Annotated in this window: 21 protein-coding genes; 9 read left to right on the top strand and 12 right to left on the bottom strand. The window is 47.0% G+C overall.

The genetic code is table 11. The features are described from left to right. The coding region (locus QUA78_RS24850) for a hypothetical protein (protein ID WP_333306343.1) at positions 1 to 180 on the top strand (180 nt) is incomplete at its 5' end. Positions 181 to 389: 209 nt separating this feature from the next. Here the strand turns inward: QUA78_RS24850 and QUA78_RS24855 are convergent. The 3 genes from QUA78_RS24855 to QUA78_RS24865 all read right to left on the bottom strand — a co-directional run bounded on the left by QUA78_RS24855 (position 390) and on the right by QUA78_RS24865 (position 2,121). Beyond that, positions 390 to 614 carry a hypothetical protein gene (locus tag QUA78_RS24855; protein WP_333306341.1) on the bottom strand — a complete coding sequence of 75 codons (225 nt, stop codon included), beginning with the start codon at positions 612 to 614 and terminating at the stop codon, positions 390 to 392. A 121-nt stretch (positions 615 to 735) separates the two neighbouring features. Beyond that, on the bottom strand, positions 736 to 1,359 hold the full coding sequence (locus QUA78_RS24860) for a GNAT family N-acetyltransferase (RefSeq protein ID WP_333306339.1): 624 nt from the start codon (positions 1,357 to 1,359) through the stop codon (positions 736 to 738). A gap of 480 nt (positions 1,360 to 1,839) precedes the next feature. Further along, positions 1,840 to 2,121, bottom strand: a complete 282-nt coding sequence (locus QUA78_RS24865; RefSeq protein ID WP_333399081.1) for a hypothetical protein — start codon at positions 2,119 to 2,121, stop codon at positions 1,840 to 1,842. Between the two features lie 959 nt (positions 2,122 to 3,080). Between QUA78_RS24865 and QUA78_RS24870 the strand changes: the two genes are divergently transcribed. Beyond that, positions 3,081 to 6,602 (top strand): response regulator, encoded by a 3,522-nt coding sequence (locus QUA78_RS24870; protein WP_333306335.1) that lies wholly within the window; start codon positions 3,081 to 3,083, stop codon positions 6,600 to 6,602. Positions 6,603 to 7,673: 1,071 nt separating this feature from the next. Further along, positions 7,674 to 8,147 carry a hypothetical protein gene (locus QUA78_RS24875; RefSeq protein ID WP_333399082.1) on the top strand — a complete coding sequence of 158 codons (474 nt, stop codon included), beginning with the start codon at positions 7,674 to 7,676 and terminating at the stop codon, positions 8,145 to 8,147. Positions 8,148 to 8,386: 239 nt separating this feature from the next. Here the strand turns inward: QUA78_RS24875 and pheS are convergent, their stop codons facing one another. Next, positions 8,387 to 9,391 carry a phenylalanine--tRNA ligase subunit alpha gene (pheS, locus tag QUA78_RS24880; protein WP_333399083.1) on the bottom strand — a complete coding sequence of 335 codons (1,005 nt, stop codon included), beginning with the start codon at positions 9,389 to 9,391 and terminating at the stop codon, positions 8,387 to 8,389. 223 nt (positions 9,392 to 9,614) lie between these two features. Here pheS and surE point away from each other — a divergent pair, with 223 nt between their 5' ends. Then, the gene (gene surE / locus QUA78_RS24885; protein WP_333399084.1) at positions 9,615 to 10,421 is read left to right on the top strand and encodes a 5'/3'-nucleotidase SurE; all 807 of its coding nucleotides are present in this window, start codon (positions 9,615 to 9,617) and stop codon (positions 10,419 to 10,421) included. A 128-nt stretch (positions 10,422 to 10,549) separates the two neighbouring features. Further along, positions 10,550 to 10,948, top strand: coding sequence for a hypothetical protein (locus tag QUA78_RS24890; protein WP_333303546.1), 399 nt, complete (start codon positions 10,550 to 10,552; stop codon positions 10,946 to 10,948). 251 nt (positions 10,949 to 11,199) lie between these two features. Here the strand turns inward: QUA78_RS24890 and QUA78_RS24895 are convergent, their stop codons facing one another. Both QUA78_RS24895 and QUA78_RS24900 read right to left on the bottom strand, forming a co-directional pair. Further along, on the bottom strand, positions 11,200 to 12,411 hold the full coding sequence (locus QUA78_RS24895) for an LL-diaminopimelate aminotransferase (protein WP_333303547.1): 1,212 nt from the start codon (positions 12,409 to 12,411) through the stop codon (positions 11,200 to 11,202). Positions 12,412 to 12,644: 233 nt separating this feature from the next. Next, positions 12,645 to 12,971 (bottom strand): thioredoxin domain-containing protein, encoded by a 327-nt coding sequence (locus tag QUA78_RS24900; RefSeq protein ID WP_333303548.1) that lies wholly within the window; start codon positions 12,969 to 12,971, stop codon positions 12,645 to 12,647. Positions 12,972 to 13,114: 143 nt separating this feature from the next. On the opposite strand from QUA78_RS24900, the gene QUA78_RS24905 reads away from it, so the two are divergent. After that, positions 13,115 to 13,888: a biotin/lipoate A/B protein ligase family protein gene (locus tag QUA78_RS24905; RefSeq protein WP_333303549.1), complete on the top strand. Its 774-nt coding sequence runs from the start codon at positions 13,115 to 13,117 to the stop codon at positions 13,886 to 13,888. Between the two features lie 58 nt (positions 13,889 to 13,946). Here QUA78_RS24905 and QUA78_RS24910 read toward each other — a convergent pair whose 3' ends face one another. The 4 genes from QUA78_RS24910 to psaK all read right to left on the bottom strand — a co-directional run bounded on the left by QUA78_RS24910 (position 13,947) and on the right by psaK (position 18,486). Further along, on the bottom strand, positions 13,947 to 14,732 hold the full coding sequence (locus QUA78_RS24910; protein WP_333303550.1) for a DUF928 domain-containing protein: 786 nt from the start codon (positions 14,730 to 14,732) through the stop codon (positions 13,947 to 13,949). Positions 14,733 to 14,749: 17 nt separating this feature from the next. After that, positions 14,750 to 16,726: an adenylate/guanylate cyclase domain-containing protein gene (locus QUA78_RS24915; RefSeq protein ID WP_333303551.1), complete on the bottom strand. Its 1,977-nt coding sequence runs from the start codon at positions 16,724 to 16,726 to the stop codon at positions 14,750 to 14,752. Positions 16,727 to 16,924: 198 nt separating this feature from the next. Further along, entirely contained in the window at positions 16,925 to 18,121 is a 1,197-nt protein-coding gene (locus QUA78_RS24920; protein ID WP_333303552.1) for a site-2 protease family protein, read from the bottom strand. An 80-nt stretch (positions 18,122 to 18,201) separates the two neighbouring features. Then, the gene (gene psaK / locus QUA78_RS24925; protein ID WP_333303553.1) at positions 18,202 to 18,486 is read right to left on the bottom strand and encodes a photosystem I reaction center subunit PsaK; all 285 of its coding nucleotides are present in this window, start codon (positions 18,484 to 18,486) and stop codon (positions 18,202 to 18,204) included. A gap of 133 nt (positions 18,487 to 18,619) precedes the next feature. Between psaK and QUA78_RS24930 the strand changes: the two genes are divergently transcribed. Then, positions 18,620 to 19,261, top strand: coding sequence for a phosphoribosylanthranilate isomerase (locus QUA78_RS24930; protein WP_333303554.1), 642 nt, complete (start codon positions 18,620 to 18,622; stop codon positions 19,259 to 19,261). A gap of 139 nt (positions 19,262 to 19,400) precedes the next feature. Here the strand turns inward: QUA78_RS24930 and QUA78_RS24935 are convergent, their stop codons facing one another. Then, positions 19,401 to 19,691, bottom strand: coding sequence for an acylphosphatase (locus QUA78_RS24935; RefSeq protein ID WP_333303555.1), 291 nt, complete (start codon positions 19,689 to 19,691; stop codon positions 19,401 to 19,403). A 56-nt stretch (positions 19,692 to 19,747) separates the two neighbouring features. On the opposite strand from QUA78_RS24935, the gene QUA78_RS24940 reads away from it, so the two are divergent. Next, a complete protein-coding gene (locus QUA78_RS24940) occupies positions 19,748 to 20,299 on the top strand; it encodes a CPBP family glutamic-type intramembrane protease (protein ID WP_333303556.1) in 552 nt (183 codons plus the stop codon). A gap of 45 nt (positions 20,300 to 20,344) precedes the next feature. After that, positions 20,345 to 21,646, top strand: a complete 1,302-nt coding sequence (locus tag QUA78_RS24945) for a HEAT repeat domain-containing protein (RefSeq protein ID WP_333303557.1) — start codon at positions 20,345 to 20,347, stop codon at positions 21,644 to 21,646. Positions 21,647 to 22,210: 564 nt separating this feature from the next. Here the strand turns inward: QUA78_RS24945 and QUA78_RS24950 are convergent. After that, positions 22,211 to 24,166 (bottom strand): BamA/TamA family outer membrane protein, encoded by a 1,956-nt coding sequence (locus QUA78_RS24950; RefSeq protein ID WP_333303567.1) that lies wholly within the window; start codon positions 24,164 to 24,166, stop codon positions 22,211 to 22,213. Positions 24,167 to 24,284 lie beyond the last annotated feature (118 nt).

Consider the following 24,284-nt stretch of genomic DNA (forward strand, 5'->3'; position numbering starts at 1 on the left):
ACATACAGCAGATTGCACATTAATTATTCTCTTAGTATCCCTGATTTTGGATCATTTTTTCCTTGGATTACTCTTATTGGTGTAGTGATGAACGATAGTCTAGGGCTGCATACAATTCGTCGGCGCAAGCTGACGCTTTCAGGCGTAAAGCCCGCCCGGAAAGCATCAATGGAAATTTGAGTGTTTTTGGCTGTATGGAGCAGTATCGAGCGCAAAAGATCAAAAGTTTTTTTGGGGAGTTTTCGCATTTAGACAAAGTTTGTTTGGAAGCATATTTACAACTTTTGTCAATACAATATCCTCATGAATTACACATCATTCAAGTAGATAACGCACGACTCTCATAATTTAAGCTCATCTGAATTACCAGACAAGATCATTTTACTATTTCAGCCTCCGGCTTGTCCGTTCGTAAATCCCACAGAAAGAGTGTGGGAATATCTGAAAGATTTTTTAGCTTGGTCAGTGTTTAGTAATCTTGACGAACTCCGCACAAAAGTCCAGGAAATTTTGGCATCTTTCACCGATCGCGTCATTGGTTTTCTCACCGGATGGTCTGGGATTTTACATTCTTTATCTCTATCACATCTTTTAAAAAATGGTATAACATTCATCACTAATTCCCCATTCCCCATTCCATTGATTCACAATCCGGAAGTCAAGGATACAGGCATAGCTGCTTTTTCCTTTTTCCTGCTTTGCCCCAATTCCCTACGATCAATTCAAATACTTACCTTATGAGAGCAAAATCTGCTTGCGTAAAAACAGCCGGCGCGGCTGGCCGAACAGCCAACAAGTCCAATTCCAATCCACCTGTTGCAAGCGATAGCCGGCTTGATAGTACAACTCTCGCGCCGCGTGATTATTTTCCAGAACGTGGAGGTAAATCTCAGAAAATCCCCATTCTCTGGCTGTCTCCTCGCAGTTGCTGAGCAATTGTTGAGCAACTCCCTGCCGCCGGTACTCCGGGTGAACGGCTAAATTCGACAAATAAGGATACTCAGAACTCGGGATTTGCCAAGGAAAGCGAGAACGCAGAGCCATTTCTACTGTTCCTGCCATGCGCTGATTTCGGTGCGATGTATAATTTTGCGTTCCCTCCTCGCGCGAGACTAGCTCAGCAACCAGACAAATGTAATGTTCTGCCTTAGAACGCAGTCGATTTTTTAAATCTTCGTAAATGCCCAAACGCAACACCGGATACACCCATTCTACAAACCCCTGGCGGGAGTGAAAGCTCATGGCCAAAATATCAGCTAGCTGCGTCAAGTCGTTCGGCGCAGCCACCCGGATCGAAAAACCAGAAAGTCCGGGAGTTTGTTGTTCGTGAGAGGGTGAGGAAAAAAAGGAAGGATTCACAATGCCAGGCCACTATATTAATTTTTCTACGCGGGTTTCTAAGCTGCCCTCTTAGAAAGTTAACTGATGTTATACTGATCTTATAACGTAACTTATAGGCATAGTTTATTAGCAAGATTAAATTACATTCTTTTTGCTTGACTTTAAGTAGTCTTATGATGTAAATGGGAATTTTTGAGGGTTTAAAACTCTAGTTATGACCAAATAAAAGCTATCCCCTAATACTAGATTTGTGGATCGGCTACTTGGCATTTAAATTGAAGCTCGATCGCTGGCAGGAGACCCCCAGCCACAAGAGTTTAAGTAAACACTAGCTTACCAATTAAATGCGCGACAGCTTAGCGGGAAAGGTATTAAAAACAATCAAAAAGGTTTTAAGGTCAGGTTCCCGGAATCCTACCGCTCTTTGCTTGCGGAAATACCCGATCGAATATAATTTATCCCTCAAGGGGTAATTGAAAAGCTCCACGACTGGCCAGACTAATCACCGGGCGCGATCGCGCGTCGGATGTTTACCGCCTGCCCCCGGCCTGGCAACCCAGCTTTCAGCAGTTCTGGGCAATCCATCGCGCGTCCCCGATCGAACCGACCGATGCCTGTTGCGGCAGGGGGTACTCTCCCAACCGTCCAATTTAAATTTGGATGCCTGGAAACAGTCTGCGGGGGTTTTCCCCCGTCGGCTCGATACTCTGCTTGCGATACTCTGCGCTGCGAGCGATCGAGACATTCAAAACCTCGATCGAGCTGATTGACCCCGCCCAAAAACCGATACAACCCCCCGACACTCGTCGTGGAGAGATCAAAATTTTAGACCCTAGTTCAAGCTCCCCGATTCATCTGTGGAGTAAATCTAAAATCTAAATCGACTGACCGGTTTCCACAGAGTACATCCCTAGCTAAGATTAACAGATGGATGCTCTGGCTTGCGGTGTTTCGCCGCAGTAATTGGCTTGTCGAAGGTCTGCAGGAGGCACAAAAAATGCCGCGATCGGGAAAAAAAGTGAAAGTCTAACTAAAATGGTACAGCAATTGCGTCACTCCCACAGACGGCTCTGTTGTCTGTGGGCAACCCCCGAATATCAGTCAGGGGCTTGGCGCCGGATTGCGACCTGTATCCTTGGCTGAGTGTTAAAGTTGCTGTTACCTGTGCGGAAAAACACAGGCGAAGATGTTGGTTGTCTATTGTATCGTGCTGCGGGCAGCTTTCACATACCAAATAAAACAGGCCCAGGAGCCAGAATAAAACATCAATTTGGCAAATCAACTCACAATCAGGACGGTTATTCCTATGTATTCTAAGATATCCAGACGGCAGTTAAAAGTGCCAGATTCGTGTTGGCTCTCGTGCTGCATAGATTTAAGGGGTCAAGGAAACTTTTTGGGAGAGGACTTTATGTGAATATCATTAAATAATAAAATTGGGGTGCACGATAGATAACTGTGGCTCAGAAGAATTCCGAATTAAAAACCCAGACATCAAAAATCAAGGTTGATGCTTGCCTCGGTACAGTCACAAAAACTTCAGATCCACGAATTATTGTGATACCATTTTCCCAAAATAATGGCACTGTAGGCAAACTCCCAACTCTTATTTTCATCATTCATTACCAATCGAAAATCGAAAATCGAAAATGGTATGACTTGAGCAATTGAAATCGGTGAATTCTTCCTTTCATCAGACTTATTAAATCGAACTGCCCCGGGGCACAGGAGAACGGTGCATGAATTCCCAAGAAAATCCTAAGCTAAAAATCCTGATCGTCGATGACGAACCGGATAACCTCGACTTGCTTTACCGCACCTTCCATCGAGACTACAAAGTGCTCAGAGCCGAATCTGGCCCCGCTGCCCTCGAAATTTTGGCAAAACAGGGAGAAGTTGCGGTGATTATCTCCGACCAGCGAATGCCAAAAATGAGCGGTACGGAGTTTCTCAGCCTGACGGCGGCTCAATACCCCGATGTGATCCGAATTATTTTAACTGGCTATACGGATGTTGAAGATTTAGTTGAAGCTATTAACGCTGGCAAAGTATTCAAATACGTTACCAAGCCTTGGGATGCTCAAGAACTCATAACTCTTGTCAGTCAAGCTGTTGAGACTCACAATCTTCTGAAAACGCGCACCAATGAACTGCGCAGGGCTTTGAGCCAAGAATCGCTGCTGTATGCGGTTACCAATACTATCCGATCGGCTCCCAATTACCAGCAAATGCTGCAAAGAATTGTGGAAAGCGTCGGGCAGATGTTTGAGGTGAGTTGCTGTCTGCTGCGGCCGTTCCAAGACGGCCGGGTGGCGGATGAGTGGTTCGTTTACCAGAAGGCCGAAACTCAAGAGTTGGACGGCGATGAGGAAGTCACGCCTGCAGACGCTTCTGCAGCCGAACTATCCCCGGATTTGCTGCCGAATTTGGTTTGGGAAACTCGGGATGTAGAGGTGATTCAAGATGCCCAAACTGACGATCGAGTTTTAAACTGGGATAATCAACAGCGAAAGCAGGCTTACCAAGCTGCGAATATTCGATCGAGCTTGATCGTACCGCTGTTTTACAAAGTCGAACTGATGGCAGTCTTGGCGCTGCACCAGTTCGATCGACCGCGCCAGTGGCAAGACCACGAGGTACAGTTGGTAATTACGGTGGCCGACCAAGCGGCTTTGGCGCTTTCTCAAGCCCGGGCTTACGAACAGGTGCGGGCGCTGGCTAAGCGCGAAGCCTTAGTCAATACTATTACTACGGCAATTCGATCGAGTCTCGATCCCCAAAATATTTTTGCAGCCATTACTCAACAGCTTGGCCAAGCTTTGCAAGTTGACGGCTGCGCCCTATCTCTGTGGACAGAAGATGATGAATACGTCCAATGCGTGGGGCTATACGACGCAAAGAGAGATACCGTGACTGTAGAACAGGGTTTTAACGATCCAGAGGTAGTTGCGAACCCTCTTGGCCATGAGACGGGCTCTGTGGATGCTGCTAATAACGCTCGCGGCTGGGTTTTTGCCCATCCTTCCCTACCCCAGTCTTTGGTGCCGATTCGGGGCAATCCGGTGTTGCTGGAAGTTATGGTATCAAAAGAGCCGGTGGCGATCGAAGACCTCCACGAACACCCCGAGTTAAATGTTACAGAACTGCAAGTTCGATCGCCAGCCCGCGCCCTGTTAGTCGTTCCCTTGCTCTCAGAAGGCAAAATTATCGGCAGCATTTCCCTGCGCCAAAATCGAAGCATCCGCCGCTGGAACAACTCAGACATTGACCTGGCTCAAATAGTCGCAACTCAAGCTGCTCTGGCAGTGCAGCAATCGCGCCTCTACCAGACTACCAGACAGCAGGCAGAAAGGCTTCTGGAAGCCGATCGGCTCAAAACCGAGTTTTTCCAAAATATCTCCCACGAGTTCCGCACGCCTCTAACTCTAACTATCGGCCCTCTGGAATCAGCTTGCAGGCGCCAAGAAGACTTGCCCTACGAACAAGCAGTAATCGCTTTGCGCAATTCCCGCCGCCTCCTGCGCTTGGTAAATCAACTGCTGGACTTGCAGCGGCTCGATGCCGGACGGATGCAGCCGAGTTTTCGTCCCTGCGATTTGGTCGGTTTCTGTTACTCTACCGCAGAGTCGTTTCGCGCCTACTGCGAGAAAAAAGGACTGCACTTAATTACCCAACTGCAAGAATGTCCTTTACTTTATTTGGACCTTGAAAGATTTGACAAAGTTATTTACAACCTGCTATCTAATGCTGTCAAATTCACCCCAGAAGGCGGAAATATCACCCTGAAAGTTGAATCAGCCGGCGCTCACTGCTTGTTGCAAGTAAAAGACACCGGTATCGGCATTCGCACCGAACAAATTCCCTATTTATTCGAGCGCTTTCACCAAGCCGAAGGTTCTGCCAGCCGTTCCTACGAAGGCAGCGGTTTAGGTTTGGCACTTGTCAAAGAATTAGTCGAACTCCACGGCGGTCAAGTTTCCGTTGAGTCAGTTTACGGCGAAGGTACTACTTTTACCGTTTGGCTGCACTTCGGTTCAACTCACTTGCCCCCGGAACAGGTACTAGAAATACCTGCGGAGTTTCACTCATCCAAAGCTGCGGTGGAACTTGCAGATGTGGAGGCGGATTTGTCGGAAAGTGAGGCAGAAAATTATAACTTTGAGGCACTCGAACCGGTTAGATCGGAAACAGCAGTGGGAACGGTTTTGGTGGTTGACGACAATCCCGATTTGCGCTTTTATGTGTCGGCAATTTTGCGAGATTCCGGCTTTGCTGTTTTGCTCGCCCGCAACGGAGAAGAAGGATTGGCCGTGGCAAAAAAACGCCACCCCAATTTAATTATAACGGATTTGATGATGCCTTTGATCTCGGGCTTGGATTTGATTCGGATGATTCGAGAGGATGAGGAATTGCAGGGAACTCCGGCAATTTTGCTGACTGCTAAAGCCGACGAGGATACTCGAATTGAAGGAGTAGAACGGGGTGCTGATGCTTATTTGTCCAAGCCTTTTAACGATCGCGAATTGTTGGCGGAAGTGCGGAATTTGCTCGCCCTCAAACAAAACGAGCGCCGAGTGCAGCAGTTGAACAGTTATTTAACTGAGTCGGTGCTGCGCCGATTTTTGCCGCCGTCGATGGTGAAGGCCGCAGCGGCTGGAGATTTGGCCCTGGATTTGCGCCCGGAACCGCGATTGATTACTATTCTGTTTAGCGATATTGTCGGTTTTACGGAAATGTCAAATACGCTGCGATCGCGCCGGGTAGCTGAGCTTTTGAATGAATATTTGGCGGCAATGACTAAGGCTATTTTTGACAGCGGCGGTACGGTGGACAAGTTTGTCGGAGATGCGGTAATGGCTTTCTTTGGAGCGCCGGAGGAACTAACGCCTAACGAGCAAGTACGCCGCGCTGTAGCTGCTGCTGGCCAAATGCTGCAAGCTCTGAAGGAGCTTAACAAGGGCTGGTTGGAGCAGGGAATTGTTGGGGACAATGGGGTGCTTCCGGTGCGGTTTCGCTGCGGAATTCACCAGGGTACTGCGGTAGTGGGAATGTTTGGCGGCCCCGACCGATCGGATTATACTGCGATCGGGCCGAGCGTCAATATTGCCGCCCGCCTGCAAGAGGTGGCGCAACCAAACACTGTGCTAATTTCGGCTGCGGTTGCAGATTATGTTGAGGAAAATCGAATTGTTAAATATAAGCCATTGAAACTAAAAGGAATCGATGAAACAGTATTGACTTTTCTCCTGAATTGTGATTAGTCATTAGTTGTTTGTTAAGTATTATATATTGACATCCCACACATAATCTCGGAAACAACCTATTCGTAAATACAGCAGATTTCAACTAAGTGAAGTACATTCACCCCACCCGCCCTATCGGGCGTCCTCATCGAACTTCGGGAAGGGTTGGGGAGGGGTGTACTCCATTTAGATGCAAAGCGCTGTAAGTAGATGAGCGGGAAAATATGTATGCAGTCAAAAACAGCGAGTGTCACTCCGTGAAACGCTCCTCAGAAATGATATTATGAAAGCAATCACAAGATTTATGATAGTTTTAAAGTTTGAAAGAGTGTGAGATCTGACATCTTGCACCCTTCTCAAGAACAGGCTTCCCGGCCTGTGAAGCGAAGAGTGAATTTTCTTGTGGGGTGGACATCTTGCCCGCCTATAAAAGGCTTATTGAGAATGGTGCAAGATCTCAGTGAAATCCCAAAGTTTATTTGCACCTATCTACTGACCGTACACAACGTGTTAATTTTATTTTTCCTCACGCTAGTTAATGTTTTGTTAGATAAAGATTATTTTTCCCGCGTACCTACTTAAGCGCGCGGATATGCGCTCCGGTTGTGGACTCATATCAAATCCGGCAGCATCGTTTTGGTAAAATCCAGTCAACTGTCAACTGTCAACAATCACGGACGCTGCAACCGGAATCGATCTAATTAATATGCGTTAATCTGTGTTTATCTGCCCTCATCTGCGGTTAAAAAAAGAAAATTTCTAGGGCTGCAGATGACAAGGAATTGACGCTGATTCACCCAGATGCAGACAAGAGATATATGAATAATTCCGAGCCTAACAGATTTGATATCAATTGTTTAATCTTTAATCTAAAATCTAAAATCGGCTCACCAAAGTTCAAGATTCCAAATGGCTGTTGTGGGGTCAAATCTCAAATCTCAAATCTCAAATCTCAAGTCTCAAATCTACAATTGACTGACATTCCGGGCTTCCATCTATCAAAAGAGGGAATTTTTTTAACCGTTCGTCGGCGGATAACCTCTATCTAGAGAACGGTTCAGCCGATCGCTCAGATCGAGTAGAAATAGAATGTCATCTCTGATTGTGTATTGTATGAAACTGAATTATTTTACGAAACTGCTTTCGACTGTCGGGCGCTGGATGGCTGCAACTGTGCTTTGCGTGTCAGCGATGGCCTTCGTTTGGCAGGGTGCGTTTTTCTCGAACACCGCAGCAATGGCTTCTCCTGCTGTAAACTCGATCGTCGCAGCAGCAGATGCGGGCGATGGGGTTCAAGAAAAAGCCAGCAAAGATGCTGGACGAACCAAGAACTTCATCCGAGATACAGAAGAGAAGGTTAAGGAAACTGCCAAGACAAATGCTGCTAAAGTCGATCGAGCATCGGATGATGGTAGTTTCGTAGAGCGCAAAGCTAAGAAAGACGCGGCCACAATTGAGAAAAGAGCATCGGAAGATTCAGCTCGGACTCAGGAAGCAGTAGATAATACCAAGAATGCTGTAGAGCGCGCTGTTGACAGCATCAAGGATGTTTTTAGCAATTAGAAAATAAATAAGTAGGTAAGTGCAAAGCCCTTGTCTACTTAAGTAAGCGGGCATGAATAAACTGATGTGAGGGGGCGGGTTTTGACCTGCAAGAAGTCGGATAGCAAGAGTTACTTGCACTCACCCGCCCACCATATCTTATGGTTTTGTCGCTCTTGTCTGCTTACTTGAAACTGAAAAATTGATGTAGCTTAAGCAAAATCTCTAGAGGGTTTGTAGAACCGACCCCAAACCATGCTTTAAAATTGCCGCAAAAAGCGCAAATCGCTAGCATAAACCCGGCGAATATCGTCGATTTCATAAAGTACCATTGCGAACCGCTCGACCCCAAAACCGGCCGCAAACCCAGTATATTTTTCAGGGTCTAAACCGACTCCTGTAAGAACGTTAGGATCGACAGTTCCGCAGCCCAAAACTTCCAGCCATTTGCCGTTCCACTGCAAATCTACTTCGGCAGAAGGCTCCGTAAACGGAAAGTAACTCGTGCGGAAACGAATCGGCAAATCTTGCCCGAACATTTGCCGCAAAAACTCTTTAATTGTGCCTTTCAAGTCAGTAAATGTCAGACCTTCATCAATTGCTAAAAGCTCAATTTGGTGGAAGACTGCTGCGTGAGTAGCATCAACAGTATCGCGGCGGTAAACGCGGCCGGGAGAGACAATCCGAATCGGCGGTTTGTGCTGTTCCATGTAGCGAATTTGCACCGATGATGTCTGAGTCCGCAGCAAGTCACCTCCTGGCAAGTAAAATGTATCTTGCATATCCCGCGCCGGGTGGTCTGGCGGGGTGTTCAGCGCCTCGAAGTTGTAATAATCTGTTTCCATTTCCGGGCCGTTGGCGACGGTGTATCCGAGGCCGACAAATATATCGAGAGCGCGGTCTATGACGGCGTTTAAGGGGTGAACGCGGCCTTGGGGGCGAAAAATCCCCGGCATGGTGACATCGATGGTTTCTGAGGCTAATTTGGCTTGGATTTGGGCGGTTTGGAGGGCGGCGCGCTTGTCTTCTAAATTGGCTTGCAGGGCTTCTTTGACTGTATTGGCGATCGCACCTACTTTGGGCCGCTGGTCTGGCGACAGTTTACCCATCATGCCTAAAATTTGAGAGAGTTGGCCTTTTTTGCCGAGGTAGCCGACGCGCAACTGTTCGAGTTGTTCGAGGGTATTGGCAGTGGCGATCGCACTTTTGGACTCTTGGCTGAGGGTTTCTAGTTGAGTTTCAATGTCGCTTAGCTGGACAGTCATTTTGATTTTAGATTTTAGATTTTAGATTTTAGATTGATGGCAGTTTTGAGCCAAGTTGAGTTTAGCGCAATTTTGGCTCGACAGTCTTGTTGATTTTAGATTTTAGATTTTAGATTTTAGATTTTAGGCAGTTACGGATAATTTGTAATAGGTAATTCGATGTTAGAGCGATCGCCCTAGTTGAATCTAGTTTAAGATTGCTATAAGGCCTATAAAAATTTTAATGAAACTTTTAATTAGCAACGACGACGGCATCTTTGCACAAGGCATCCGTAGCCTCGCCAACGCTCTCGCCGCCGCAGGTCACGACGTGAGCGTAGTTTGTCCCGACAGAGAGCGCTCCGCTACCGGCCACGGCCTTACCTTGCACCAACCCATCCGCGCCGAAATTGTCGAATCTATTTTTGATCCCGCAGTCCAAGCTTGGGCTTGTTCGGGAACTCCCGCCGACTGCGTGAAACTCGCTTTGTGGGCTTTACTTGACAAACCGCCGGATTTTGTCCTTTCCGGTATCAACCACGGGCCCAATTTAGGCACGGACATCATCTGTTCGGGCACGGTTTCTGCCGCAATGGAAGGAATTATGGAAGGCATTCCCAGCATTGCTTTCAGCCTCGCGAGCTATACTTCGCAGGAATTTGGGCCGGCAGTGGATTTCGCTGTCACCTTGCTGGCACAGTTGGAAAAACAGCCAATGGCGAAACCGATGCTGTTGAATGTCAACATACCGGCAGTCACACAAGCAGAAATTACCGGAGTTGCGATCGCCCGTCAAGGCATTCGCCGCTATTTCGACATATTTCAAAAGCGCACCGATCCGCGCGGCAAAACTTATTATTGGCTAGCTGGGGAATTGTTAGAAGATATAGAAGAAATCCCCGATTCGGCGGTGTCGCATGATATTCCTACGGACGTACAAGCTATTCGCGACAACAGAATAACGGTTACTCCGTTGCAATACAATCTCACCTGTACTCCCGACTTGCACTCGTTGCGGGATTGGCAATTTGAAGGTTTTCCAAAGCAATGAGCTGCGATCGACCCGATCCGAGCGGTAAACTAGGAATTAAGGAAAAGTGCCTCTTCAGGTCTATACCTTAGGCGTTAACACAGGCTCCCAATTAGTTGTTGGTTTTTTTTTATTCAAGAAAAACAGTTATGAACGCTCCCACCTATAACACTCATTCTGTCACTTGCCCGATCTGCAACCGTTCCAGCGTCGTAGGCCCAGTCGGGATGGTTAGCGGACTATTCACTTGTCCTCACTGCCATTCTCATTTAGTAATTAGCTGGAGCGGTCATTTTGTGCGCGATCCTTTTTGTCTCAAACAACTGACGGTGGGAAAGATGCTCAGGCGCGAGAGCAGGCCGCTAGCTCGCATTCAGCGCGACTTTGGGCTGGGCAAGCATTTTCCGCTGATTGCAATTTTGGGGAGTATGGTATTTTTGGGATGTGCGATCGCCGCTACGGAACAATCGCTGCCCCGACAGAATTCATTTCAAGGATTTTTAGAGTGGGTGAGCGGAACTGAAAATTCTCAAGATGCCTCGCGTTAACATTTCTTAACTGAAATTTTGACAGATAGTCCGTGCAAATATCTATTCCTTTAGGTATAAATCACAATATTTTAGCAATTGCACCAATCTTGAGCTGCGGGTAAGGACTTAGGCGCCATGCCCAAAGTGTGTCGCCAAAAACGCCAGAACCCCAGTCAGGCAGGGGTTAAAACCCCTGGCTCAAAGCTCGAGTCCGGTGTACTTAAGTCTCACAAGGGTGTTTCGGGTTAAGTTGACACAGATTACATCGCTCAATTTTGAAACTCAGCAATTTTTCTAACTGCTGCTTCCAAAATTGCTGGCGACTCGACTAAGGCAAATCGCACGTAGCCTTCTCCTGATTTCCCGAAACCGGCACCGGGGGAAGCTGCGACTCCTGTACTCTGTACTAGCTGAGTGCAAAATTTCACGGAATCTTGGGCCCAAGGTTCCGGCAGTTTCGCCCAGACGTACATGGTGGCAGGGGGTACGGGGACTTGCCAGCCGATGCCCTGCAGCGCGTTTACAAAGGCATCCCGCCGTTTTCTGAAGGTTTCTACGCTTGTTCTGACGGTATCTTGAGGGCCTGTTAAAGCTGCGATCGCTCCGTTCAAAATCCCTCGGTATTGGTTGAAGTCCACTGCGGCTTTTACCTGGCGCAGCGCTGCAATTAGTTCGGAATTGCCGATCGCGTATCCGACTCGAAAACCTCCCATACTGTAGGATTTGGATAGTGTAAAAAACTCGATCGCCACACTCTTATCTCGATCGGCCTGAAAAATTGACGGTGCCATCAATTTGCGGTTTTCCTCGATCCCAGTCGCCTCAATTGCAGAATTGCGATCGTCAAATACCAAATCCACATAAGGGAAATCGTGAACTAAAACTAGCCGGTGTTCGCGACAAAAAGCCACGGCTTTCTCAAAAAAAGCAACAGGTGCGATCGCAGTTGTAGGATTGTGAGGGTAGCTCAAAACCATCATCTTCGACTGAGCCAGCACTGCTGTCGGAATATCTTCAAATATCGGCAAAAACGCATTTTCTGCTAATAGCGGCATCGGATAAATTTGACCGCCGGCCAAATGCACACCGCCCGCGTGGGAAGGATAGCCCGGATCGAGCAGCAAAGCAAAATCTCCGGGGTTGAGTACAGCTAAAGGCAGGTGCGCCGTGCCTTCTTGGGAACCAATTAACGGCAGCACTTCGGTTTCTGGATTTACTGAAATCCCAAATTTTTTCTCGTACCAAATAGCTGCGGCTTCCCGGAAAGATTTCGTCCCGTTAAAGAGCAAATAGCCGTGGGTGCTGGAGTCCGACAAAGAATGTGCGATCGCATCTGTAATGTGAGCAGCGGCAGGCAAATCCGAAGAACCCAGAGACAAGTCAATCACATTTTGCCCCGCTGCTCTAGCTTGAGCTTTTGCCCGATCCATATCGGCAAATACATTAAATTGCAGTGGCTCTAAACGTTTGGCAAATTGCATATTTTTTGTAACTTTTTGGAATTTTAAGGAATCTTTTTATATTGATTAAATATTATTTATTTTTTTGCGATGGCATTCTTATTTGCTTTGTGAATGTTTTTTTTATAACCACAGAGAGCGCAGAGGGCGCAGAGTCAGAGAGGAATAGCGAGGAGAAAATAGAGATATTTAAAAAAATGCGATTGCTATAATTGTGAGTTGGGAGTTGGAAACTCCCGAATCATATCCAAACTTTATAAGTGAGCGTCGAGCAAACCGATCAAAGTTTGTTTAGTAATAGCTCCTTCGTGAGAAAGCACTACTTCGGCATTTTTAAACAGCCTGAGAGCTGGGACTCCTTCTACTTTATACTGCTTGACAGTATTAGGATTGGGGTCAATTTCCATTTTAACCACTTTCAGGCGATCGCTGTAGTTGGCCGCCACCCAGTCTACCGAAGGCGCGATCAGTTTGCAAGGCCCGCACCAACTAGCCCAAAAATAGGCAAGCACTGGTTGCTCAGCTTTCAGGACTTCTGTTTCAAATTTTTCGTCGTTAATGACAATTACAGTGTTGCTCATGGTTCTGCGATTATTTTTTCTATTTATTTCTAAAGCACCGGCTCGGTAAAACTTGCACCAACTGACAAGACAGGCCCAAAAAACTGTTACTAATTTTAAAACATTCTGCGAATTATTGAGTGCGAACTCAGGACTGGGGACTGATGGCTAATTCTGTATGGCGTTTAATTCCACTGTTGTCGGCGTCTGGTAGCGTCCAGATGGCGATCGACGAATGGCTACTGGAACAGCATCTAGCGGGCAAAAATCCCCCAACTCTGCGATTTTACACTTGGCAACCGGCGGCGATTTCTTTGGGCTACCACCAGCGCAGGTGGCCGGAGTTTTGGCAGCAGTTGTCTTGGCGGGAAATACCTGTGGAGTTGGTGAGGAGGCCCAGCGGCGGGCGCGCCGTGTTGCACCAAGGGGATTTAACTTATGCAGTTGTGGCGTCGGGATTTGGAAGCAGCCGTATGAAAGCTTATCAGACTATTTGCGAGTTTTTGATTGAGGGTTGGAGGGCGATGGGTTTGGATTTGCAATACGGGGAAGCTGGAAGGGGTTATATTCACAATCCGAATTGTTTTGGTACTGCGACGGGTGCGGATTTAGTTACACTTGATGGCTGCAAGTTAATTGGTAGCGCGCAATTGCGACGGGGGGATGCTATTTTGCAGCACGGTTCGATGCGTTTGCAGCCAGATGTTAAATTGTTTTCTCAAGTGTTTGGAGATGAATTAATTCCTGTGAAATTACCTCTATCTGAAGGGGGAGATGATTTGATTGCAACTTTAATTGATGTTTTGAGTGCGGCCGCTTGTCGCTGTTTTGAAATTGATTTGGAAGTGCAGCCGCTTTCGGATCGGGAATGGCAGGATATAGCAGATTTTGAAGGAAGAAGGAAGAAGGAAAATATATTAGATACTAGAGATACCTAACTTCTTGAAAAAGTTGGGTATCTCGCTAAAATCGCCAATCTAAAATCGGAAAACTCATCTATGGCTGCTGCTCAATTTCAACGATCGGCTCTTTGGCAATTTTGCCCAATGTCACTGACTCTAGCAAGCTTTCCCAATCAGCAGCTAATTCTGCATCGTTAGGATTGGCTTGGCGAGCGGCAGCTAGGGTGCTGAGGGCATCTTGCCAAATCCCATTTTCAGCATAAATAACCGTTTTTTGGCGCGGATCGGCCTTCTCTAATTGACTGCGGATGTCTGCACTGAGTTCAACTCGCCGTACAACACCGCTTTCGATCTGATCGCTCGATCGGTCTTGAGCGTCGCAAATCACTGTAAAATTCCAACGGTAACTTTTGCCTGCTTCCAAGGGCAGCACATTTGTGTTAGCGGGGATACTAACGCCGATCACCCCTGATAAATTGCTAATTGTGACATCCTGTTTATAAATCTCGTTGCCGCTTTGATCTTCTAGGGTAAATTCGGCTAATTCTGCCTTTGTTTGAGGCAAGTAGAAAAACAATGTTGGATACTCCGAAACAGTCCGTCCGATCTTATTTTTAGGCACTAAGGCTGTGAGACCTAGCTGACTAATGCTCCCGCAGCCACCGCGCACAGAGCGTCTTGGTTGAGTGGGGGGCCGCTCATCGATATCTTCACGGGGCTGAATGAAGCGCGGCCCTCCCGATTGAGTGTTGGGTGGGTGGTCAGGTGTGTTTATTTTGGGCTGTCCCACAACTGCAAATTGAGAAATGTTAAGTGTGGCTATCAATACTATTGAGCCAACTGATGTCAGATCGATCAGAAACTTAGTAATTTTTTTCATATTAACTCCCTGAATTTTTATGGATAAATTCTCTCTTTTTCTTTCTTTTTCCTTCCCAAAATCCGGTAGACATTAACTTTTTGTTCCCTGCCTTTTAAAGGCAAAGCTCCCCAAGATTCTACCTCAAATTGGTCTGCCAGATGCAGTAAGGTTTCTTCTGCAATCAATATCCGGCAAGTGTCCTCTTGCCGATGCTTTTCGCAGCTTTCCAGCCGAGAGGCAATATTTACGCTGTCGCCGATCACTCCATATTCTAAACGGGTTGTGCCTCCGAGACTACCCACCATCACAGGCCCTGTAAAGATGCCTACTCGCATTTTTGCCGATGGCAAACCGCGATTGCTCCAATTTTGATTCATTTGTGGCAAGCGGGAACTGATGGCTAGCGCGCAAGATACGGCGAGGCGAGCATCTTCTGCAATTTCTTGTGGAGTGGTGCGGGGAATGGGTACGCCAAATACTGCTAGCATCCCATCTCCGGTAAATTTATTAATAACACCTTGATGTGCTTGGACTTCTTGGGCTATTGCGGATAAATACTCATTTAACCAACTCATTACTACTTCTGGCGGTAGTTTTTCGCAGATTGTACTAAAACCCTGCAAGTCAGTGAGGACGATCGTAGCAGTAACTTTTTGGCCCGGCAATAACCCTGATTCGAGCAGATGGACGCGCTCTTTCCACAGGGCATTTGCGATCGCCGGTGAAGTTTGTTGTCCTAATAACTTCATCACAATCCCTTCCTGTTGCCTCGACTGCTCGTACTTATAGATTACTGCGACTCCTGCGGTGATTAAAAGTGCCAGGGCTGGAGCGATTAGAGGTATCCACCCCTGTTGCATGAATAGGAAAAAGGTGAATCCGAATAATGAGCCGGAAGCTGAGATCGCGAGCGCGATCAAATTCAGCGATTTTTCTACCCGCCAAGCTAAACAGCCGCCCACTGCACTCCAAACCACAATCCAGAGGATTTCTTGCCATTCATCCCAATACCAAAATAGCCCTTTCCCATCTAAAACTGCGCTGAGGATTTGGCTAGTAGCCGTTGCGTGAATTAATACCCCAGGCGTCGGGATATTACCGTTTTTAGTAGCACTGTAAGGGGTAGAAAAAATATCTTTTACAGTTGGGGCTGTAACCCCGATTAAGACTATTTTACCTTTTACCAACTTTGGCTCAATTTTACCCTCCAAAACTTCACTTAGTGTTACGGTCTCTGCTATATTTTTAGGAGAGCGGTAATTGAGCAATATTTGATAGCCTTGGGCAGGAATGTTCTGATAACCTCCTGAGTTTGAACGCAGTTTTAAAAATACTGTTTTATCAACCATAAATTCATTCTCTTCTGTGCCTTTCGACTCTATATTTTGACTGTCAAAATATGCAAAAGCTAGTCGTGTTGGAAAAGAATAAAACGTCTTTTTACCATCGCCAGTAGACATCAAGTTGCGACGCACTATACCGTCTGGATCGACCACTAAATTGTTAAATCCTACCCGCTTTTCTGGTATATTAGGAGGTGGTGGCACTAGATCATACTTTGAGTCGCCTCTGAAGGTAATGGGAAATACTTTGGGGTTTTGCCATTGAGTTGCTAATTCTGCATTCCCCGGTTCGTAGGGAGTCGCGCGAATTATATCTATGCCAATAGCTGTGGGTTCTAGACGCGCTATTTCGGCGATCGCTTTTGCTAAAGTGCGATCGGAAATTGGCCATTTTTCAATAGTATTAATATCCCGCTCTGTGATTTCGACTACCAGCAACCTAGGGTCAGCACCTGGATCGGGGCGCAACTGCACCATGAGGTCGAAAGCATTTAATTCCAATGGCTGCAACCAGCCTAAATGCCGCACTCCCAATAGAGTTCCCGTTACGACCATGCAGGTAATAGCAAGAGGTTGCAAGTCAGGGAAGGGGAAGGAATGAGTTAAGTTTTTCCAATTCCAGCCTCTATCCTTCAATTTATGATGAAATTGATGCAAAAATTTGGGCATATTGATAATTATTTTTTCAACTTTCCTTGAAAAAATGCACCACCTCTTAACTTATCAAATCAAACAATTTGGGATTTTTGATTTGAGATAGTGGAATTGGATTTTACATGGTCTGCACAGATGAATCCGGGGGTTCTTCTTCTTTTAATCCCAAATCCCAAATCCCAAATCCCAAATTGTTTGACTAATGCCAAATTTTTAGTTTTCTTGTGCGGTTTTGGCGATCGCACTTAACTGCAATCCCTGCGGATAGCTGTTTTCTTCTTTGCTGCGCTGGATGTCGGCGATTGAAATCTGCGGTTTGAGGTATTTTGCCAAAACTTTAACCACGTCACCCCGATCGACCGTCCCTGCTACTGAACCAATCGGCGAGAGGACGATGATTCGGGAAAGTTGACGGGCTTCCATGTTGTTAATTACTTCTGCGATGGATGCTTTTTCGGACACTGTGGGGGTTTTTTCCAGGGGTTTCAAAATGTTGTGCAAAGTCTGAAGTTGCCACTGACTGCGTTCTGTGAAGCGGATATCGTCGATCGACACTAAGCCCAAATCCCGGCCGTTGGTCGCAGCAATGTAAAATGGAAACGGATTGACTTCTAACAAATATCGATCGGCAAATTCTCGCAGAGTTAAATCTGCATCTACAACTCGAAACTCGCGACTCATCGCATCGCCGGCTTTAATTTTCACCAAGGCTTCTTGCAGTGAAGTAAATCGGCTATAAGCAGTGGCATTGCGAATGCCAAACCCGCCGATCAGCGCAATCCACAAACCGCCGTACTCGTGCGCTAACAAGCATAAACTCAGACCCAAGGCAACGGCCAGCCAACCTAAAACTTGTCCTGTTTTTGCCGCCCAGCGAACGCCGGCAAATCGAGAGCCGGTCATTTTCCAAATAGCTGCTTTTAAAACTTGTCCTCCATCCAAAGGCAGACCAGGAATTAAGTTAAATAATCCCAAAACGAGATTGATTAGTGCTACCCTTTCGGTGACAACTGCTAGCAAACTTTTCGGGGGAAGAACTTGAGAACCCAAACCGAGGATTAAAAACAGCGCAAAGCTGACGAGAGGGCCGGCAATGGCTACTTGAAAAGCTTGACCGGGAGTTTTTGATTCCGAGTCGATCGAAGCTACTCCGCCAAATAAAAATAGGGTAATAGAATTAACTTTAATGCCTTGTGATATGGCAGCCAAACTGTGTCCGAGCTCGTGCAAGAGTACGGAAGCAAACAGCAGCAGAGCTATTGCCAACCCCGCACTCCAGGAGAGCGCAGGCCCCCACAGGCGGTAACTACTGGCGTATTCGCGGGTTGCTAAGGCTAAAATTATAAACCACGAGTAATCTATAAGTAGGGGGATGCCAAATAAAGAGCCGATTCGCCAACCTGTCTGCATGAAGTTTCCTGGGAAAGGAGAGCAAGAAAGAGTTTCTATTATATCTTTTCTTCCCCTTGCCTTTGCCTTTCCCCTGATTTTTACAGAACTCCGGCGTTTCCTAAGCCCAAGATTACTCCAGCTCCGAGCAAGTGGCCGAAGCTGGTTGTTGCTAGCAATTCTGGTATGCCGAAGCCTTTGAACATTCCAGGCACTTGAACGGGTAAAGCTGGGCCCTTGCCTCGGTTTTGCTTGGAGATGCCGTAGTAGCCGATCGCGATCGCCAGCAAATTGCATAAAATCATTGTCAGTCCTACCAGTGGCGACCACTCCGGCGTTGAGGGAGCGGTAGATTGTACGGCTAACAGCAAAGATGAGTCGATCATGTTCTTATCTCCTGATTTCACAGATCAATTGATTTCCCAGATTATAAAAAGCGGTTTGCATTAAACTAAGATTTGTTTTAATAGTTAACACTTCGTTGATATTTTGATACAAATTCGGAACCGAGGAGGAAGAGTGCGGGTTAAAATTTGCGGAATCACTAAATTAGACCAAGGAATTGCGATCGCCCGCTTGGGAGCCCAGGCTTTGGGGTTTATCTGCGTGCCGGCTTCCCCCCGCTATGTCAGCCCAGAAACTATTCGCGTCATTGTCGAGCATTTGCCGGAAAATGTCGATCGCATCGGCGTTTTTGCGAACACCACAATAAAAAACATCTGTCAAGTAGCTGCAGAGTCAAATTTAAGCGGGGTGCAGTTACACGGAGATGAAACGCCGGAATATTGCGATCGGCTGCGGGAGTTTTTGCCGGGAATTGAAATTATCAAAGCTTTAAGAGTTAAGACTCCTGAAACTCTAGAGACTGCCGCTATTTACGCTGTTCGTGTCGATACTTTACTGCTCGATGCTTACCATCCAGAGCAATTGGGCGGTACTGGAAAAACGATCGACTGGATGATGTTAGCAGAGTTTAGACCGCAGTGTCCTTGGCTCCTGGCGGGCGGTTTAACACCCGATAATATTTTAAATGCAATTGATAGCGCGATCGGCAATAACTTCAGCGGTGTTGACCTTTCTAGCGGCGTAGAAATAGCGCCAGGAGATAAAGATTTGACCAAAGTTGCTCAGTTGTTCGCTCTCATTAAGTCAACTTGCTAATCATTGATAATTGGCAATACAAAATTCGCGCTTTTTATCCGATTCATTCTTTCGTCTGCGCGGGCGAAGCCTGCCGTAGACTAGGCAGACTTCGTTTGTATAGTAGCGGTTGCAACCGCAGTTTATGCCGTTTATTCTTTTATCGACGGATCTCAAAAGTGCGCTCGCCCTCCGGGTCTTCGTATTCCAAAACCAACGCACTAACCGTAGCACCGGTGGGGCCGCGGCGGCACCAGCTAATAATTCCTTCAACAGCTTTTTTGGATCCTTCAAAGACAGCCTCGACGCGGCCGTCGGGGAGATTTCTCACCCAGCCGCTGAGGCCGAAATACTTTGCTTGATTCATCGTTGAATATCGGTATCCTACTCCTTGAACTAATCCCGAAACAAAAACACGGACTCTGACGGGCTGCGATGATTGGTTTTGCATAAACGGGTCAACTTACTGCTAACATCTCTTTGAAAATTTTAAGGATCAGTTTGATTATGTTAAATTTTAGTGCGATGGCGCTGCCGGGATTCCTGATACGTCGCGTCACCCTGGCTTTTTCAACTATTCCCGATTTCACTGATTGGCTGGTTGCAGCTATGCTCGCGCTGGTTTACACTTCGATCGCTCTTTCCGTGGGTTTTTGGTCGGGATTTCTGAAAGTAGACGTGCAAACCTCTCGGCGTACAATTGTGGGAGTGCTTCTTGGCTGTTTGTTAAGTCCGGGCATCACCGAGGAATTATTGTTCCGGGTGTTAATGCTGCCGCACCCGTTCGAGAATGCTTCTGGGTTAATCCTGTGGTTTTGGGGATGCGCGAGTTTGGCGACTTTTGTAGTTTACCACCCGCTCAACGCGCTGACTTTTTACCCGGTTGGTCGATCGACCTTTATGAATCCAGTGTTTTTGCTGCTGGCGGCAATTTTGGGAGTTGCGTGCTCCATCGCATACCTGCAAAGCGGTTCTATCTGGCCTGCGGTGGCGGTTCACTGGCTGGCAGTGACAGCCTGGCTGCTGCTACTGGGCGGTTACAGGAGGCTGTATGGTTAAATGTAAAAAGTTCAGTATAACTATTTTGTCGGGAGGATCTCAGTTGTGGGTATCATAGGAGCGATCGTAGGTTTTTTGGCAGGCATAGCAGTTGCTTACTGGTTGGTTGAAAAGCGGTTAAACAAGCAAAAGCAAGAATACTTGCAGCAAACTAGCAGAATTACTGAGGAAATAGAATTAGCTCAGATGTCTCGGGTGCAACAAGCTGTCGAAACTCAGCAAGGAGAACGGGAAAATCAGCTTAGAAAAGCTACTATCGAACACGAAAATTTACTCAGACAAGTTACTACCCAATACGAAAATCAGCTCAAACAAGTTGCGAATCAATACGAAATCAGGCTCAAACAAGTTCAGGCAGAACGCGACAGTCAGCTTCAACAAGTTGCTGGCGCAGACGAGCATGAGCTGCGGCGACAAATCAGCGAGGAATTAGAATCTGCTAACAATGCTAGGATGCAGCAAAATATACAATCTCTGCAAGCAGAACACGAACATCATTTACTCAGAGTTGCTGACGAATTGCATCTAAATTATCAAGCTCAGATGGAGCAACATTTGCAAAACCTGCAAAATGAACACGAAATTCGCTTGAGGCAAACTGCTGAGGAATATGAGAACCGCGAGGTTGAGATGCAGTTAAATATGCAGGCTTTGCAAGAGCAATACGAGAGCCAGTTGCAAGCGGCTAACGAGCAGTTGAAAGCTCACGAAGCTCAGATGCAAGCTACTATCAGGTCTTTGCAAGAGCAGTACGAGAGTAATGTACAACCACCAGAAGTCCCGGAGGAGCAGTTCAGTCACTTAAATTCAACAGAAATTCGAGAAGGTTTACCACAAGAAGAAGTTTGGCAGGAACAGTCTAGTGAGTTAAATCAAACAGAATTTGAAGAAGAGTTAAATTACACAGATTTTTCCGAACCACAATCAATTGATTTACCTCAACCAGAAGCCGAACAACAGCTTCCAATTGCCAGACAAGCACCAAGCTATTCCCTACCGCAGTTGATGGGATGCGTTCAAAGTCAGGACAAAGAAACTCGCAAGTTTGCAGCGTCTGCTTTAGGTAAAATTGCTGCTGCTAATGCTCTGAGAGCAGAAGGTCAGCGAGCAATAGAAACCTTGGGAAAATTAGCTCAAGATATTCACCCGGAGGTGCGCGGAGCCGCTGTGGAAGCACTAGCAATGATTAAGTCTGAAAAAGTGATTCCGCTGCTACAAAAATCTTTGCGAGATACAGATAGCGGTGTGGCTAAATCGGCAAGTGCTGCGCTCACTAAGTTTAAGTTTTATCCGCGCACTCCGGCCGCTAAGCCCAAAACTGTCGATCTGAAGAAACCAAAGCGTTAAGTAGTTACTAGGATAAATATAGCAATTCTCAATTACCTACAACGCAGGATACAACGTTGTCTCCGGAGCATCTCAGCAGAGAGTAAAAAGCGTTTTTTTGGAGTGCGATCGTCCCGCCCAGCACAGTATATACATATAGCGAGCGTCCGGCTCGCACGCATTTAAAAGCACAACTGAGATGCTCCCGTTGTGTCCTTAATATTATGTCCTTACCGAGGTGCTGTATGGCAATTAATTTCAATTACTACCACAAACATATATAGCGGTTCTCAAAAAAGTGAGGTATGCCCTATGCCCTATGCCCTATGCCCTATGCCCTATGCCCTATGCCCATGAGTACCTCATCTTTCTGAGAAAGGCTATAGTGAACACTTTGTAGGTTGGGTTGAGGAACGAAATCAAACTCAATTATACGATCGACAACTCGCCCAATCAGACGCAGCAATCACCGACACGGCGCTGTTTAAAACCGTAGGCTGAAACCTTTTTTAGCAACTGGCAATTAAAATCGCTTCTTGTATCTACACTTAACTCGTGACTAATGACTACTGACTGATGACTAATTTAAAATCGTTGCTTTGTACCGAGTATAAATTTGAGATCGCCGGAGTCGCTAACCCCCATATCTAAGCGAATTAATCCAAAGCGCGATCGCACCCTCACACCCACCCCAACACCCGCCCCAGTCCCCGGTTTGTCCCTGACTACCGCCGGTTTTCCCAGTACGCTATCTCCCGTTCCCAAGTCCGACGCAAAATCAACAAATATCACGCCGCCGACATCCCTGCCAACAGGAAACCGATATTCACCCGAAGCCAAAAAATAACTCCGGGCACTGCCAATATCCCCGCCGTCGTAACCTCGCACAGAATTGCGGCCGCCCAGGCGAAAAGCTTCCGTTGGTGGCAAATCCCCGATTACCGTGCCCGCTTGCAAGTTAAAAGCCAGCATTTCGGGCAATGCTTCGGACTCGCTGATGCCGAGCAAAGTTACTGGTACATACTGTATATAATTCGCTAACAGCCTGTTACTCACAATGTTACCTCGCCCCAGAGGTATCGACTGCTCGGTGCTGAGGCTGAGAATCGAGCCTCTGGTGGGGTTGAAGGGATTGTCCCGCCGATCGAGCATCGCACCAAAAGAAAATGTGTATAACTCGTCAACGCCGCTGCCGCTGAATGTGAGAGGATTGCCGAGTTCGTCGCGACGGGCGATTTTTAAGTTGCGATCGCGCGTGCTGATATTTGTATAATTTAATCCCAAAGTCGATTGCCACTCGCCCAAAGGTCTGGTAAACCTGAGATTTCCCCCCACCCGAATTTCCCGTACCCGGTCCCCGTTGGGCAAATCAATATCTTTGTTGAAAATTTCCGATATTCTGCGATCGCCAAAAGCTCTCACACTGTATCCCAAACGGTCTTCGGCGGCAACGTAAGGGCTGACAAACTGGACATCGTACTGGATACCTCGGAGGCTGGGCTGAAGTTCTACCGCCAGCCGCTGCGGGGTTGTTCCGAAAGTTCGATCGGTATATGAAAGAGGAACAGCAACGCCAATATCATCACTAAGACTGGCACTCACGCTAAAAGAGCGAGCCGATCGCTCTTGAACATTGTAGATAACATTAATATCCGTGCCAACTTCTTCGATCGAAACCGTAACCTTGTCAAACAATCCCAATTGCTGCAACTGCTGCAAATCCGATCGTACAACGGACGGGCTGTAGTTGTCCCCCGCCTTGAGTTTGAGCTCGCCTCGGATAAAATCTTCCGAAATTCTGCCCTCAACGGGATTCCCTTGTTTATCAACAGCTTCACCTCTGGAATTGACCAAGCGAATTTTCACCTCAGCAACGTAAACGCCCTCAGGATTGCCCGCTTGACTGATTTGTAGAGTACCGCCTAGCTGTTGGGCGTTGCTGTTTACTGCTTCGGGGATTTCGGCGTTGGCCGCGAGCGCCGGAGTTTTTAACAGAGATGTAAAATCTTTATGGTGGCTGGACTTGAGTGATATCAATTCCGGTTGCACCGTCAGGTGATTGTTGACTGTTGACTGTTGACTGTTGACTGTTGAAGGAGGGGTGGAAAAACTGAATGGTTGAGCGTTAACTGTTGACTCGATTTTATTATTTTGATGCAACCGGAAACGATATGAGGGAGATTCCCTAGGGGATAGCTGCGCCGCGGGTACCTCGACCGCAACTGCGAGCTCGTCGGATGCCGGCAAATCCCCCACAGTTGGACTCACCTGAGAGGTTGCACCATTCTCAATCAGCTTTTTATGAACAGGCATCTTGCCTGTTCCACACAACAATTCATCTGTAGTGGAACGGGCATCTTGCCCGTTCTTGAGAATGGTGCCAGATGTGAGACTCACCCGATCCTCCTCCCTCTGGGCTTCTGCGGTTCCTTCTCTAAACTCCGCCTCAGTCAGTGCGGCACTCGGATCGATCGCCCGCGCCCCCAATTCGCCACCAGCCACCGACGCCAAAGTCAAAAATGCAATAATCGGAATTCGCATAAACATAAAATTAAAGAACCCAACGCATATTACCCAAAACCTGGCCCCCTGCCTAATTAGCCGAAAAGAAACCCGGTATTTTTGGGGATACCGGGTTTCTACGATGCTGAAACTTGGG

This window comes from Microcoleus sp. K4-B3, from assembly GCF_036704615.1.
Lineage (GTDB): Bacteria > Cyanobacteriota > Cyanobacteriia > Cyanobacteriales > Microcoleaceae > Microcoleus.